The sequence below is a fragment of the Bosea vaviloviae genome (genome assembly GCF_001741865.1).
Lineage (GTDB): Bacteria > Pseudomonadota > Alphaproteobacteria > Rhizobiales > Beijerinckiaceae > Allobosea > Allobosea vaviloviae.
In genome coordinates, this window is sequence record NZ_CP017147.1 from 2750871 (window position 1) to 2765772 (window position 14902).

The 14902-nt window shown below is 63.3% G+C and carries 11 protein-coding genes and 1 pseudogene; 5 read left to right on the forward strand and 7 right to left on the reverse strand.

Annotation, left to right across the window (positions count from 1 at the left end; all coding sequences use genetic code 11):
- Positions 1-323: 323 nt before the first annotated feature.
- Complete coding sequence (locus tag BHK69_RS31950; RefSeq protein WP_148663395.1) at positions 324-1025, forward strand: hypothetical protein; 702 nt, start codon at positions 324-326, stop codon at positions 1023-1025.
- Between the two features lie 118 nt (positions 1026-1143).
- Here the strand turns inward: BHK69_RS31950 and BHK69_RS12790 are convergent, their stop codons facing one another.
- Positions 1144-1530, reverse strand: a complete 387-nt coding sequence (locus BHK69_RS12790) for a hypothetical protein (protein ID WP_069690439.1) — start codon at positions 1528-1530, stop codon at positions 1144-1146.
- A 180-nt stretch (positions 1531-1710) separates the two neighbouring features.
- On the opposite strand from BHK69_RS12790, the gene BHK69_RS12795 reads away from it, so the two are divergent.
- From BHK69_RS12795 to BHK69_RS12810, 4 genes are all read left to right on the forward strand, one after another.
- Entirely contained in the window at positions 1711-3324 is a 1614-nt protein-coding gene (locus BHK69_RS12795; RefSeq protein WP_083269307.1) for a helicase HerA-like domain-containing protein, read from the forward strand.
- 447 nt (positions 3325-3771) lie between these two features.
- Positions 3772-5154 (forward strand): dipeptidase, encoded by a 1383-nt coding sequence (locus BHK69_RS12800; RefSeq protein WP_069690440.1) that lies wholly within the window; start codon positions 3772-3774, stop codon positions 5152-5154.
- Positions 5151-5732, forward strand: coding sequence for an LOG family protein (locus BHK69_RS12805; RefSeq protein WP_069690441.1), 582 nt, complete (start codon positions 5151-5153; stop codon positions 5730-5732). The genes BHK69_RS12800 and BHK69_RS12805 overlap by 4 nt, the downstream gene beginning before the upstream one ends.
- Positions 5733-5798: 66 nt before the next feature.
- On the forward strand, positions 5799-6797 hold the full coding sequence (locus BHK69_RS12810; protein WP_069690442.1) for a DUF3829 domain-containing protein: 999 nt from the start codon (positions 5799-5801) through the stop codon (positions 6795-6797).
- 700 nt (positions 6798-7497) lie between these two features.
- On the opposite strand, the gene BHK69_RS12820 is transcribed toward BHK69_RS12810, so the two are convergent.
- The 6 genes and pseudogenes from BHK69_RS12820 to BHK69_RS12845 form a co-directional block, all read right to left on the reverse strand.
- Positions 7498-8319 (reverse strand): hypothetical protein, encoded by an 822-nt coding sequence (locus tag BHK69_RS12820; protein WP_148663396.1) that lies wholly within the window; start codon positions 8317-8319, stop codon positions 7498-7500.
- Positions 8320-8345: 26 nt separating this feature from the next.
- Positions 8346-8486: pseudogene (locus tag BHK69_RS31375) on the reverse strand (transposase); the annotation flags it as partial.
- Positions 8487-8745: 259 nt separating this feature from the next.
- Positions 8746-10719 carry a glycosyltransferase family 2 protein gene (locus BHK69_RS12830; protein WP_069690446.1) on the reverse strand — a complete coding sequence of 658 codons (1974 nt, stop codon included), beginning with the start codon at positions 10717-10719 and terminating at the stop codon, positions 8746-8748.
- A 4-nt stretch (positions 10720-10723) separates the two neighbouring features.
- On the reverse strand, positions 10724-11860 hold the full coding sequence (locus BHK69_RS12835) for a hypothetical protein (RefSeq protein WP_244548486.1): 1137 nt from the start codon (positions 11858-11860) through the stop codon (positions 10724-10726).
- Between the two features lie 122 nt (positions 11861-11982).
- On the reverse strand, positions 11983-13569 hold the full coding sequence (locus BHK69_RS12840; RefSeq protein ID WP_069690447.1) for an HlyD family secretion protein: 1587 nt from the start codon (positions 13567-13569) through the stop codon (positions 11983-11985).
- Positions 13570-14034: 465 nt separating this feature from the next.
- Complete coding sequence (locus BHK69_RS12845; RefSeq protein WP_069690448.1) at positions 14035-14835, reverse strand: S1 family peptidase; 801 nt, start codon at positions 14833-14835, stop codon at positions 14035-14037.
- Positions 14836-14902 lie beyond the last annotated feature (67 nt).

Here is a 14902-nt window from a genome sequence, read left to right on the forward strand (position 1 = left end):
GGTCAGGCTGCAATCGGATCGCATCACAGGGGGTGTCATTCCGGACAAGCCGCGTCAGCGGCGCCGATCAGGGATCCATTCCGGAGCATTGATTGGCGAGGCTCAGGAATGGATCCCGAGTCTGCGCTTCGCTCCGCCCGAGATGACCAGGCCGTTTCAACCTCAATGCGAAACGCCATAGGCGGTATCGACAGATCTCCAACAGACGTCCGAGAGAAGCCAGAGACCTGGCGGGACAGGCGGTTCACGACCCGTTTCTGACACTAATCCTTAGCGAATGTGGAGCGAGTTTGGGCGGGGTCCCACAATTCACGAAGGTCTGAATGGAGACGTCAATTCCTCGTGCCTTCGCCTCGGCCAATTTGATCAAGCGACTAGGGGGAGGACTAACAATCCTTTTTCTCGGCGTCATGGCATATTGGGCGCTGCCTCCAAACACTTTGAATCCATTTTGCACATATCGGGCGCAATACCGATTGGAAGCGACCCTTCAGGTTGATGACGAGCTGATCAATGCGACAGCCGTTCGACAGCTTTCTCAATCTCGTCGCTGGGTTAGCGTAATAAATTCCGGCGGGTGCGGTTCGGGTGTCGAAGCGATGGGGTTCAAATCGAAAGATAATCGAGTTTTTCTGATAGATACATACGTATGCGGTAAGGCTGAAGATCTCTTTTTCGATAAGAAAGATTATACAGTAATAAATAACGTGGATATCATAAAAAATTGTTCCAATAATTGGCCAAATAAATCGATCGGATTCATCGTTGATAATTCCGATAATCCAACGACATGGCAGCCTTTCAATTTCTTGGCGAGTGATTCAAGGGTGAAGTTGATTTCGATGAGTGCGGAATCAACCTGGCGGCACCCATTAAGTAATATTCATGTAATTTCTCCAAATTTACTCAAAACAGAATTTGCAGTTGGGCAAGATTGGTGGAATAGCCCAGCACGCCTTTTGGGGAGGCCCACCCCTGTTCGGTTCCGAGCGCGGAAGATTTCGCCTACTTATCTGCGCAGTTGACGGCCGGCTTCCGATCGAACTCAGACCCTCGCCGCGCCGGGCCACCCATAACTCCGACCACCCAACAAAAAAGCCGCCCATTCCGGGCGGCTTCGCTTGGTGGTCTCCCGGGCAGCGCTCAGACGAACTGGCCGAGTCCCGGAATGGCGCCGACGATCGCGCCCATCGTGTCTTCGCCCGCTTTTTCGCGGCCGACCGCGAACATCTCCTTCGAGACCGACTGGATCTGGCCCATCGAGAGGCCGGCGCCCATCAACTGGCCGCCGAGCGCCATGACGCCGCCGCCACCGCCCATCAGGCCGCCGACCATGCCCATCAGCCCGCCCTTGGCGCCGCCCTCGGCATCGGCAAGCTCCTGCGCGCCGGGCAGGGAGGTCATCAATTGGCCGATCTCGGCCGGCGGGCCTTCCTTCTGCAGGAAGGCGAGAATGATGCCGAGCGCCTTGCGGGCGAGCTCTTCATTGAGGCCGGAGACCGCGATGATGCGGGAGATCAGTTCGTCCATGGGTCTTGTCCTTGTCTTTGACGGTATGAAGTTCTGAGCGGTAATTTATTGCGGCACGACGCGGCTGCGCGATAGTTCACATATCAACGATCTAATCAAGCGGGTAGCGGGCTTCCGCCGGCTGGCGCGTTTCGCTACACCCTTGCCCTCGACCTTTCGATAGCACAACAGGCGGACAGCATGGCGAAAGCAGATCTCGTGGTGGAGGCGGGTCTCGTGGCGAAAGCAGGTCTCACGGCGGAGGCAGGTCTCGTGGCGGAAGATGGCGCGATCCTGATCGGCAAGAGCTGGAAGGCCGAGAACCTCCTGCTCAAGCTCGCCAACCGCCACGGGCTGGTGACGGGCGCGACCGGCACGGGCAAGACCGTGACATTGCAGGTGATGGCGGAAGGCTTTGCCCGCAACGGCGTCCCGGTCTTCGCCGCCGACATCAAGGGCGATCTGTCAGGGATCGCCGCGCCCGGCAGCTCCCAGCCGGCCTTCGTCAAGCGCGCCGCGGAAATCGGCGTGGCATATCAGCCCGACCAGTTCACCACTGTGTTCTGGGACGTCTTCGGCGAGCAGGGCCACCCCGTCCGCGCCACCATTTCCGAGATGGGGCCGCTGTTGCTGGCCCGACTGCTCGATCTCAACGATACGCAGGAGGGCGTGCTCAACATCGCCTTCCGCATCGCCGACGAGCAGAAGCTGTTGTTGCTCGATCTCAAGGATCTGCGCGCGATCCTCTCCTTCATCGCCGAGAACGCCTCGGATCTGACGACGAAATACGGCAATGTCACCGCCCAGTCGGTCGGCACGATCCAGCGCCAATTGCTGGTGCTGGAGAACCAGAAGGGCGATCTGTTCTTCGGCGAGCCGGCGCTCGACATCAACGACCTGATGAAGACCGACCGCGACGGCCGCGGCATCGTCAACATCATGGCGGCCGACAAGCTGATGGCCAATCCCAGGCTCTACGCCACCTTCCTGCTCTGGCTGCTCTCGGAACTGTTCGAGCAGCTTCCCGAGGTCGGCGATCTCGACAAGCCAAAACTCGTCTTCTTCTTCGACGAGGCGCATCTGCTGTTCAACGGCGCGCCGAAAGCCTTGCTGACGGCGGTCGAGCAGGTGGTCAGGCTGATCCGCTCGAAGGGCGTCGGCGTCTATTTCGTCACGCAGAACCCGCTCGATATCCCCGATACGGTGCTGGCCCAGCTCGGCAACCGCGTCCAGCACGCCTTGCGCGCCTTCACCCCGCGCGACCAGAAGGCGGTGCGCGCCGCGGCCGAAACCTTCCGCCAGAACCCGAAATTCAAGACCGAGGAGGCGATCACGCAGCTCGCAGTCGGCGAGGCCTTGACCTCGACGCTGGAGGGCAAGGGCACGCCGACCATGGTCGAGCGCACGCTGATCGCGCCGCCGATGGCGCAGGTCGGCCCCTGCAGCGTGCAGGAGCGCCAGCAGGCGATGAACGCCTCGGGCTTCAAGGGCAAATACGACACCATGATCGACGCCGACTCCGCTTATGAGGAGTTGATGAAGCGCAAGAACCTGCAGCCCGACGGCTCGCCGATTGAAGCCTCGACCACGGGCGGCGGCGGCATCATGGACACGATCGGCGGCTGGCTCGGCGGCGGCTCGAACGCGCCGCGCCCGAAGACCGGCCCCGGCAGCCGCGGCGGCGCCCTTCCGCAGAGCATGACCGAGAAGATCATCACCTCGGCGGCACGCTCGGCCGCGACCTCGATCGGCCGGCAGGTCGGCACCGCGATTCTGCGCGGCGTGCTGGGCAGCATGCTGGGCGGGCGGCGGTAGGGTTTGCACGTCATGCTCGGGCTTGACCCGAGCATCTCTGGACGAGAGATTCTCGGGTCTGCGCTTCGCTCCGCCCGAGAATGACGGGAAGGGCGCGGGGAACCCCTCTCCTGTAGGGAGAGGGGCAGGGGTGAGGTGTCGGCCCCTGGACCAGTCGAGCGCCAGCCTCACAGCGAAGCAGCGGTGAGGTCGCAGCCAAAGCGTCAAACGGCCGACCCCTCACCCTGCCCTCTCCCTACGGGAGAGGGTTCTCCGTCGAGATTCCCCGCACGTTGCCTGTAGAGGTCCAGGAGTGGCTCCTCAGGATGAGCCCTGCGGCAGTTACCAGCGGTTGCGGAGCAGGGGCGCCATGTTCACTGGGTGGCTGACGCCGCGCTCAAGCCTTGTCATGATGGCGCAACCTGAATCGGCTCTCGGATGACGAGGGCCCCAGACCAGTTGAGCGCCATGACCAAGCTTCCCGCGATCCTCTCTCGTCTCGACGCCGATCTCGACACCTCGCTCGCGCGGCTGTCGTCCTGGCTCGAAATCCCCTCGATCTCGACGGATTCGGCCTATTGGCCCGATAGCCGCCGCGCCGCGGAGTGGCTGCGGGCGGATCTGGAATCGCTCGGCTTCAAGGCGTCGCTCGGCGAGACGCCCGGCCAGCCCGTCGTGCTGGCGCATCGGCCCAAGCCTGGCGCGCCGCATGTATTGTTCTATGGGCATTACGACGTGCAGCCGGTCGATCCGCTGAATTTGTGGGATACCGAGCCGTTCAAGCCGGTTGTCAAGGAGATCGCGCCCGGCCGCAAGGTCATCGTCGCGCGCGGTGCCTGCGACGACAAGGGCCAGGTCATGACCTTCGTCGAGGCGATGCGCGCCACCATTGCCGAGACGGGCGATCTGCCTGTTGGCGTCACCATCCTGGTCGAGGGCGAGGAGGAATCCGGCTCGGTCAACCTGCCGGCCTTCGTCCGCGAGAACGCCGAACAGCTCAAGGCCGATATCGCGCTGGTCTGCGACACCGGCATGTGGGACCGCGACACGCCGGCGATCACCGCCTCGCTGCGCGGCATGGTCTATCAGGAGGTCACGATCAGCTGCGCCGATCGCGACCTGCATTCGGGCCTGTTCGGAGGGGCTGCGGCCAATCCGGTGCATGTGCTCTCGCGCATCATCGCCAGCCTGCATGACGAGACCGGGCGCATCACGGTTCCCGGTTTCTATGAAGGTGTCGAGGAGCCGTCCAATTCGCAGAAGGCCGATTGGGCCGATCTCGGGCTGACGGAGGCGGAGTTCCTCGGGCAAATCGGCCTGAAGCATTCGATTGGCGAGAAGGGCCGCATGCTGATCGAGCAGATCCAGTCGCGCCCGACCTGCGACGTCAACGGCATCTGGGGCGGCTATACCGGCGAGGGCACCAAGACGGTGATCGCCGCCAAGGCCTCGGCCAAGGTCTCCTTCCGCCTCGTCGGCAAGCAGGACCCCGACAAGATCGCCGCCGCCTTCCAGGCCTATGTGCGCGCGCAATTGCCTGGCGACGTCTCGGCCGAGTTCATCGTCTACAGCGCCTCGCCCGCAATCGCGGTGCCGGCCGATTCACCGGCGCTGACCAAGGCGCGGGCGGCTCTGACCGAGGAGTGGGGCCGCAAGGCGGTGACGATCGGCTCGGGCGGCTCGGTGCCGGTGGTCGGCGATTTCAAGCGCCTGCTCGGGATGGACACGCTGCTGGTCGGCTTCGGGCTCGACGACGACAGGGTGCATTCGCCCAACGAGAAATACGACCTCTCATCCTTCCATAAGGGACAGCGCTCCTGGGCGCGTATCTTGCAGGCATTGGGTTCATGAAATCGGTTTGCGTCTTCTGCGGGTCCAATCCCGGCAATGAGCCCGTCTATGCGGCGGGCGCCCGCGCCATGGGCGCCGAGATCGCCCGGCGCGGCCTCGTCCTGGTCTATGGCGGCGGCGCGGTGGGTTTGATGGGCATCGTCGCCAATGCCGCGCTCGAGGCCGGCGGCGAGGTTCATGGCGTCATCCCGCGCGCGCTGCGCGAGAAGGAAGTCGGGCATCACGGCCTGACACGGCTCGAGGTCGTCGAGACCATGCATATCCGCAAGGCGCGGATGGCCGAACTCTCGGACGGCTTCATCGCCATGCCCGGCGGCATCGGCACCTTTGAGGAATTGTTCGAGATCTGGACCTGGGGCCAGCTCGGCATCCACTCCAAGCCGCTGGGCCTGCTCAATATCGCGGGCTTCTACGATCCGCTGGCCGCCTTCCTCGACGGCACGGTCGAAGCCGGCTTCCTGAAGCAGACGCACCGCGCCATGGCGATGACCGATACGGAGCCCGCGACCCTGCTCGACCGGATGGAGCAATATGTCCCGGCCGCGACGATCAAATGGGTGGAGAAGGAACAGGTCTGAGCGGCTCTATCGTCGCGCTGGATCACGTTCGAAAATCCTGTCTGTTCAAAAAGCGGAGACTGGTCGATGGCGATCAGAAAGCTGTGGCCCATGGGCCGGATCTGCGGGCTGCTGCTCGCCGGCATGGCGCTCGGAGTCGGGCCGGTCCTGGCGGAATCAGCGCCCGGCATTCGCTATGCCCAGGTTACACCGGGCGCCATCGCACGCCCGGTTGTCCCGAGCGCGGAGCAGCGGCAGGAGGACCAGCTCTTCGAGATCCTGCGCGAATTGGACAGCGCCTGCAACAACGCGGCCTGGACGCTGTGGCGCACCAATTCCTACGATGATTGGCGCAACCGCAGGGCGCGCGTGCTCTCGATCCAGTATTCCGTGCGCTCCTATGAGCGCCTGCCGCCGCTCCCGGCCTCGCTGCCCGAGGCCCTGAAGCTGAAGGCCGAGCCCGCCATCAAGAGCGCAAACGAGACGCTGGGCGCCAGCGGCGAGGTCTTCAAGGACCTCTCGACCTATATCAACGCCAAGGATTACGAGGACGACAAGTTCAAGAAGGGCGACGAGCTGAATGCAAAGCTCTTGGCCGCCGGCAAGCGCTGCCATCAGCTCGAGGCCGAGCTCGCCGAGATCTATCGCGATGCCGCCGCGCTGGTGATCGAGCGCCGCAAGGCCGGTGCGCCGCGTCCCGAGATCGTCGCGACCATGATCGCGGACTGGCAGAAGGCGAGCGCATTGTCGCGCGAGCTCGGGCGTTTCGAATTGGCCGACCGCGCCACGCTGGAAGGGCTCGTCCGCGATCTCTCGGCCGTGTCGGATGAGCGCAAGGCGAATTTCGAACCGCTGAAGCAAGCGCCGCAAGCCCAAGTACCGCAAGCCGTCAAAGGCTTCTATGAGACGACCCTGCAGGACGACATCGCCGCCAAGATGCGCCGCCTGCTGCGCGAAGCCAAAACGCCCAAGGCCTTCAAGGAGGTGGCGCAGGACCGGCCGCGCTCGGAGTTCTGGAGCGTTCGCCGCGAGATCGACTACGCCATGCCCGACGCGATCCTGAACTATCTGCGGAATCCGGGGTAGGGCGCGAACCCGTAAATCGACCGGGCGACCGGGTTCGTCAGGTCCGCTGTGCGGTAAAGGTGGAGCAGCCTCCGCATCGCAGCGAAACGAAGCTATGGGTGAGAAACGGAAGGTTTCGCTTTGCGAGTTAACCTCGCATGCATGCGTGGCCGAGATAATCGAACATCTGGAGCGCGACGGCGGGTTCGATGGCAAAGAGCGCGATTCTGCTGATCGTCGGGGTTATTGGCTGGGTATTCTCGGTCAGACAGTTATACAGCGCAATTGCGTATGGGCTCGTTTACAGCGGTCCTCGGAGTAGTGTCCGATGGCTCTCATTTGACGAGAGCCCCTACTACTTTGTCTTGGCATTGGTGATTTATCTCGCGGGCTTCTGCTTTCTAACGCATGTAGGGTTTTTTACGCTTCGCGATGCCGCTCGTCGCCAGTGAACGGATCCGGCCGAGATGCCCGCAACAGGCCATTCGCAGCCGGGCCAACAGTGGCCAGCCCGTCCACGTCCGCTGTTCCATCGGAAGCGGAAGCCAATCCAGCACACGTGTGACAACGGTACGGGCCATCTCGGGTTGATGGGATCGCAATGGACCCGGTTCAAGCTGCGAAAGCAGAGCCTGAACTATGCGCGACGAACTCACCGATTGTGAATGGACCACTATCAAGCTGACGCGCCCTTGTGACGAGGCGCGTCATTCCGACCACATCAACCTTGAGATGGAGGAAGCTGGTGTGAGGACACTGTCAGAGTCTGGACGAGTTGGCCCTGACCACGAGATGTCTGGAGACCGGCTTCTAATTCGAGCAGTCTCTGAGGCAATACTGGCCGCTCGCGATAAAACGCCTCGAACACGCGGTTGACTTCGTCGACGCGGTCGCGCGCAAAATGGGCCGTTTGCACAGCTTCCGCAATGTCGCTCGCTGTCAGTCCGGGTATCTGGCGGTCGGCGATTTTGCGTCCCAGTCGGATCACGTCGAAGGCCGGGGCGGTTAGGCGGGCATGGGATCGCCCATTGATGACCAATGTCTGCGGGCTGGCGTGGGCGATCGTGTTCCTGACTTTACGAGCCCGCTGCACCTTGAGGAAAACACGGTCCCATAGGTTCCGTAGTGAGCCGAGTTCGCCATTTTCAAACATGAATTGCTTCAGCACGTTGTCTACGATCTCGGAGCGCGCATCAAAGCCGCTAGGACTGAAATAGATCGCGTAAGCCACTTGGCTGTGTGGGAGGTTTAGTGCTGAATAGAGCAAGGCTCCGAGCGCGCTTTCAAGGCCGGAGAAAATGGAATTGAAAAGACCGATGTTGTTTCGAATAGCCTCATGTTCGCGTTCGAGTCGAGCATGTGCCTGTCGCATCTCGTTCAATTCTGCTGCGGTGGGTGGGGTAAGGAAACCAGGCGGAAATTGAGCAAGAAAGGTGATAAGATCGGGGCTCCCGTCAGACAACTCCTCTTCGGCCCGACCAGGTTGAGCATTCGCATAAGAACTGACAATCTTCCCGCTGCTATCGCGCTGGACAAATGGCATGGATGACACCCAAAGACGATAGCGACAAATTCAATGATACATTGAAGTGGGTGCCGCTTCTCACCACAATGCTGATAGATGCCCTTCATGCCGCGCTTGAAGATGGAGAACACGCCCTCGATCGTGTTGGTGTGCACGTCGCCGCGAGCGTATTCCTTGGTGCTGTATCATGAGCACTCGCGAACTGTGACTGAACGCCAAGCCGCCGTGCCCCTCGGCCGCCTGAGCGGGGTCAGCGCGAGAACCACCAGCTTATAGCTCGCGGGCAGCTGGAGGGCCTCGTCGTGCCGGCCACTGGTGCCAGATCGGAGCCTCAGATGGCCGCATCGAAGCTCCGGTCAGGCAGACCGGGCGCCTTGTTTTATGCACCACCGCTCGACCTACTGACGATACCGACGAGCGACTGGATCTTCGCCATGTCCTCGCTCAAGCCGTCCGGAAGCACCGTCGCAAGACGCCCGACACGACGCCTCTCCAATTCGCCGTCCGCGCGATCGGGTCGACCGCCGTGGTGAAAAGTCGAAGAATCAAGGCGCGGCGCTGGGCGGCGTTCGGCTCCAGACGCAAGGCTATCTCACCGATACGGTCTTCCCTGGCGAAGGCGCGGATCCAGCCTGCCGTTTTGACCCAGATTTGAAGCGGCTGGCTTCGATCAAGTTCATGCGGCAGCTCGGCGAGTTGAATGGTCGCGCCTTCCAGACCCATCGTCGAGAGTGTGCAGCGGAAGGTGCCGATCTCCGTCTTCAATACGCTGGGCTCGGCGATACCGAACTCGTCGGCTTTGCGCGGCCGCTCGAAGCAGATCACAAAGGCGACGAAGCTGATCAGCATCGCGACGCCGGCCCAGAGCAAGTTGAAATAATCGAGTGGCGACACTTCGCTCGCGCCGGACGGAGAGATGAACGACCACACGATAGAGCCGGCCGAAAGCAGCGAGATGGCGCCAAACCATGCCGCCATGGTCCAGCGCACCGACGAGATCGAACGATCGCCACCCTTGTCGGTGACCTTGAAGGGGCGCCCAAACGGCCGAACGGTCGCAGACAGCAGCGTCAAGGTGACCGCCAGCGCCGTAATCGAGTGCGTCACTTCCATGAACAGGGGAAGCGTACGCTGACCCGACACCCAGCCGCTATAGATCCACAATGCCAGGAGCGCAGGCACGCCGTAGCGAAGGAATGCAAGGTAGTCGGCGTGGAAGGCGGGTATATCGAAGAACCAGTATATCGATGGTGCGATCAGCATCAGAACGATGAAGGGCTTGCACAGCCAGTTCAGGACGCCATGCAGATAATGCAGGCGTTGCATCAATGTGTAGTTTTTCCCGCGGAAAGGGCCATTCTTCAGGAGAGCGACCTGGATCGTGCCGAGGCACCACCGGGTCCGTTGCGTGATGTATTCAGGTAATCCTTCGGCCGATAGCCCCGCGCTCAGCCGCTCGTTCAGCCAGTGTGTCTCATACCCGTCCCGCATCAGCGTGTAGGTCAGGTTGATGTCCTCACAGATCGCGTCATGCGGAAAACCACCCGCTGCCGTGACGAGGTCGCGCCGCACGACGAAGGAGGTGCCGACGCAGAAGGCGCAACCCCATGCGTCCTTGGCCGGCTGAAACACGTCGAAGAAGATGCGCTGATCGTCGACCCAGGCGTCCGAGCTCATCAGGTTGTGCTGGATCGGGTCGGCGTTGAAGAAGAACTGCGGTGTCTGCACTACGGCGGTCCGCTCATCCCGAAACAGCCCGACCACCCGTCGCAAAATCGTCGGGTTCACCGCAAAGTCGGCGTCAAGGACGAGAATGAGAGGCGCGTTCGTGACGCCGGCGGTGCGGAAGAGTGCGTTGTTGAGATTGCCGGCCTTGGCGCCCACATTGTCCGATCGCGTCAGATAGTTCGCGCCGAGCTCGGCACAGTAATCCTTCAGCCAGGCGCGTCGCGTGTCGTCGCAAACCCAGACCGTGACATTGGGATAATCGATGGCGAGCGCCGCGACGATCGATTTCTCGACCACGTCGAGAGGTTCGCTGTAGGTGCAGATGAAGACATCGACCGCAGGCCAGTCGCCGCTTTGGCGAAGCCGGGCTTCCTCCCGATCGGCTTCATCCGAGCGGTCCTTGAACCGAACCAGGATGATGATCGACATGAGCGTATAGAGGATTGCCGTAAACTCGAAGGCCAGGAACAGATATGGCCAGATCTGATCGAAGTTCGGCTCCAGAGGCGGCAAGGTCTCCTGCCAGCGCCAGGCGGCATAGGCCAGGATGAACAGCGCAGCCGTGCCGCCAAACAGCGCGCGCGCCGTGCCATGGGCGCGGTCAAGCAGGCCCGCCATGGTCAGAAGGCCGAGACAAATGCCGAGATCTGCGAGCAGAACCGAGGTCAGGTCCGGCGGTGATGGGAACATCTCACTACTCCACGGATCGTCCGGTGAAGGCGTTCCAGCCCAGCGCTGCGAGTGCGCCCCAGGCGGTGGCGCCGATATGGGGCCGCCGATAGTAGAAGAAATCGGGCTCGGTGCTCGCCGGGCCGATCGCGATGCCGGTCGTGATGCGGGGCTCGCGGCTCGCAAACAGCAATCCGGATGGCGAGATTTCGGCTGCCAGCCCGTCGAGCAGCTTCGCTGCGGCCGTGGTCTGCCCAAGCGCGCGCAGGGTCAGCGCCGCCTGCGCCGTCCCTTCGACCCAAAGGCCATCACGATCCTCGTTGAAATCGAATCCCCCTGGCACGGCCAGATTGCGCTGCGCAAAGGCCATTGCCCGGCGCCAGGCGTCTGGCGGGTCGGCGACGCCGATCAATGGCCAGAGCTGCGTGTCGAGCGCCACATGATCTGTCGGTTGCAACCGGCTATCCGGCTGCGTTCCCAGGCGGAACAGCCCCGGCTCGGCCACAAAGACCGCGTCGAGGAAGCCGCGTGCGGTCCTGGCGATGTCTGCATCGGCCGATCGTCCATCCAGGCGGCTCAGCCAGGCCGCGACAGCGTGAACATCGAGATTGTGCTCGGTCGATTTCCAGCTCAGCTTCGTCTGGGACGGATCGAACCCGTCGACGCCGCCGGAATACCCGGTCGGCTCGCGCGGATCATAGGCATGCGCATGAATCCAGCCGAGCAGCCGCCTGGCGCCTTCCCGGTACGTGCGCTGCCCGGTCGCCTGGTCGAGGGTGAGGAGAGCGAGCGCGGCCCAGGCGACATTCCCCGTCGCGGTTCCGTCCTGATAGCTGTCTTCCGCCCAGAGCCCTTGCCGTGCGTCCCACCAGCCCGGCAGGGCCGGCGGGCCGGAACCGAGCCGTCCGGCCCGATAGGCGTTGCGGAGACGGCCATCATGGAAGCTGCGATCATGATCGAGAGCGTGAAGAAGCGCATCGCCGATCCGTCGCGCCCGGCCGACATCCCCGCAGGCCGTCAGGGCGATGGCGACCAGGGCATTGTCATAGGTGAACGCCGATTGTCGCAGGGCCGGCTCGAGTTCCGTCTCGCTCGGGCCTGGACGATAGCTGGCGAGGAAAACTGGCTGACTGCCGCTGTCCTCCCTGTCCACGGCTGCCATCAAAGCAGCGCAGAGCGGATCGGCGACGGCGTGCCGAGGTGGGGCGGCCGACGCCGTCCCAGCTGCCAGCATTGCAGCCGCTGCCACGGTGCGAAAACGCCAGCTCGGGCGGAAACGCCAGATCACAATGCTGCTCCGACCGCGTCGTCGGGTTTCGTGTCGGTGTGCCGGCTGTCATGGTTCGGCTTCGGCGAGGCGATCCAGGACACCAAGTTGCGAAAGCCGGTCGCGACGGCCTCGACTGTCCTGGCGGCGGCGCTGGAAACGGAAAGCCAGGCCTGCTTCGCTTCAGGCGATGTTGCGGCACGGACCACCTGTCGCGATGTCGCCTCGGCGGCGGCGAGGGCTGTCGACGACGTGGATTCCCACAGGGCGGCGGCGCGTGGGCCCGTCAGGCCATCCGTTACCGTCCTCCAGGCGACCGAGGCGGACGGCACCCAGCCATTGGAACGCGTGACCGTCACCCATTGTCCAATCGAGCAGATATCGGATTGGACAGCCGCGCGCTCGGCCGATGCGGCGGCCTCGGCTGGATCGAGACTGACCAGGACATACATCTCCCGACGTTCTGTCTGCGGGAACGGAACTGCATATTGCTCGTCGGTTTTCTCGCTGGCTTTCGGCAGGATTTCGCTGATCGTGCCCTGGCGGTTTGTGCCTTCGGTCGCGCCGGTCACGCTGACGCGGGTGCCGACTGCCAAAGCCTGGGCTTTACGGTACGAGAAGATCCCGACGACGAAGGCTTTGTCGCAATCGGTGATCGTCGCGATCGCGTCGCCGGCTTTGACGTGACGCCCGGCCGTGCTGGCGAGGCTGAGAACCGAGCCGCCATTGGCCGCCACGATCGGCGCGTTGGTCAAGTTCTCGAGTCGTTCCTGCTCGGCTGCGAGAAGGCTCTGCTGAGCCGCGAGGCTCGATCCAATCTGGGTCTCCTCGATCTCCATGCGTTGCGCATCGTAAGCGATGTCGCGACGCTTCTGGGCGAGGAGAGCAAGGCCGCTGAGCTCATTCCCGACGAAGATCCCGCTTTTGACACCGCTCAGCTGCGCGATCCTCTGGTCGAGCTTTGCCACCTCCGCTTCCTTGTCAAAGCGCGCGGCTTCGTATTGTTGCTGGGTTGGACGGACGAGATCGACGCTGGCGGCGTTTCGGGAGACCAGCGATTGCTGGCGATCGACCACGGCCTTCTTGGCAAGCCCGCCGGCCTCTGCGGCCCCTACGCGGGCGCGGGCTTCGTGGATTTCGGCGTCCAGGCGTCGCGTTGTCTGGTCGACCTGCTTCAGGATTTCGGCGTCAAGCGCGGCGATGTACTGGCGATCGGCCTGCTTCTTTTCCGTGGCGGCACGAAGAGCGCCCTGAAGCTCTTCAGCCTTGCTTTCCAGCGTGATCAGGGTCGTGCGGTCGACACGCCGGTTTTCGACATAGGCAACAGCCTCACCCGGCTTCATCTGCTGGCCCACCCGGCCGGTCATCTGCCTCAGCTCGCCGTTGATCGGAGCGGTGAGCAGCGTGATCGGCGCATTGATGACGGCCCGGTCCGATTGATCGGCCAGAAGCGGTGGCAAGGTTGCGGTGGTCATCAGAAGCGCCAGAACGGTTGCAACCGAGTAAGCGGATACCCGGATCAGGCGCGAGTGGTTTCTCTGGCGCTTCGCATTCGCCGCAGCAACAGACTTCGCGTGAGCGGCCGAGCCGATTTCCTGTGTCATCTATGCCTCCTGAGGCTGATTCCCTTTCATGTTCCGAGCGTGCCCCGTCTCGGCGCACGGCAAGTCCCCCGAACGAACACGTCCTCCCAACGAACAAGTCCCCCCAACGAAACTGCGAGCGATCGGTTCCATATTTTTGCGGCATCGCAGCGAGGATTTTGTGCGGCGCAACCTTGAAGGCCAACTTTGACGATTGGTTGGCGGAGCGCGATGACAGCCGGCGCTGGACCTGTCGCGGGGGACGAAGAGGCCGGTGAAACCTCGGTGATACCGTGGGACCGCGAGGACTGCCCGAGCAGGCGATCGCCTGGTCGAGGCTGGCGCTGAACTTCGCCGAGCTGGGGGTTGTCGACTGCGCTGCCGGAAAGCGCAGTTGCTCGACGTCAGGAAAGGGCCGTCTCCGGCCCTGCCACGAGAGCGGACTTCGCCGCGATCAAGCGGCTGAAGCTTTCGGCTTGCGCGGGATCAGCGCGAGAACCACCAGCTATAGCTGGCGGGCGGCTGGGGCGCTTCCTCCTGCCGGCCACCAGTGCCGAGCGCGAGTAGGCGCGTGCTCGCTTCCGTGATCCAGTGGCGATGCTCGTTGATTGGCGTGATCGCGGTGAAACCGCCGCAGATGCGCCTGACCCGCGAATTGAGCGGACCGCTCGACCAGCTGACGATGCCGACGAGATCGCGCGAAGCGGGCGCGCCGCGCAGCACGGGGCCGCCGGAATCGCCGCGGCAGGCGCCGGCGCCCGGGCTTTCGCCCTTGGCCTGCGTGTCGACCGCGACCTTCACGGTGTTGGCCGTGGTGTAATTGCCGGCATTGACCAGGGGCGTCTCGCGCAGGCGCCGCGCCGTGCTCTTATTGTCCTCGATCGCTAGCCCATAACCCGCCATGGTCACGGCCTCGCCCTGCCAGAGGCCGCCGCCGAGCGAGAGCGGCTCGATATCGGGCGGCAGCGGCGATGCCAGCCGCAGCACCGCGAGATCGGCGCCGGGCTGCGTGCGCGGCGTCGTGCCCGGAACGAAGCTCGGATGCGGCAGCACGGCGATCACGGCGTGACGGCGCGCGCGAAACTGTGGGTCGAGGCTGACGACGCGGACGGAACCGCCGCCCATCAGGCAGTGAGCGGCGGTCAGGACCAGCTCAGGTGCGATCGCCGCGCCGGAGCAGAGTTCGCCGCGGCTGGTCTCGACCCGCAAGGTCGAGGCTCGCATGCCGCCGACCTCCCGTGACGTCGTGCCGCCCACGACGCCGAGCGCAGGGGAGGTGGCGGCCACGAATGCAGTGGCTAGTGCAATTGCGCGCAATGTCATGATGGCGACCAAGCTTGGAACTGGCTTCAAT

Coding starts and splice junctions, on each gene's coding strand:
- BHK69_RS12820 (WP_148663396.1), bottom strand. CDS start 8,319: ATGCCATTTGTCCAGCGCGATAGCAGCGGGAAGATTGTCAGTTCTTAT.
- BHK69_RS12835 (WP_244548486.1), bottom strand. CDS start 11,860: ATGGCAGCCGTGGACAGGGAGGACAGCGGCAGTCAGCCAGTTTTCCTC.
- BHK69_RS12830 (WP_069690446.1), bottom strand. CDS start 10,719: ATGTTCCCATCACCGCCGGACCTGACCTCGGTTCTGCTCGCAGATCTC.
- BHK69_RS12810 (WP_069690442.1), top strand. CDS start 5,799: ATGGCGATCAGAAAGCTGTGGCCCATGGGCCGGATCTGCGGGCTGCTG.
- BHK69_RS31950 (WP_148663395.1), top strand. CDS start 324: ATGGAGACGTCAATTCCTCGTGCCTTCGCCTCGGCCAATTTGATCAAG.
- BHK69_RS12840 (WP_069690447.1), bottom strand. CDS start 13,569: ATGACACAGGAAATCGGCTCGGCCGCTCACGCGAAGTCTGTTGCTGCG.
- BHK69_RS12800 (WP_069690440.1), top strand. CDS start 3,772: ATGACCAAGCTTCCCGCGATCCTCTCTCGTCTCGACGCCGATCTCGAC.
- BHK69_RS12790 (WP_069690439.1), bottom strand. CDS start 1,530: ATGGACGAACTGATCTCCCGCATCATCGCGGTCTCCGGCCTCAATGAA.
- BHK69_RS12805 (WP_069690441.1), top strand. CDS start 5,151: ATGAAATCGGTTTGCGTCTTCTGCGGGTCCAATCCCGGCAATGAGCCC.
- BHK69_RS12795 (WP_083269307.1), top strand. CDS start 1,711: ATGGCGAAAGCAGATCTCGTGGTGGAGGCGGGTCTCGTGGCGAAAGCA.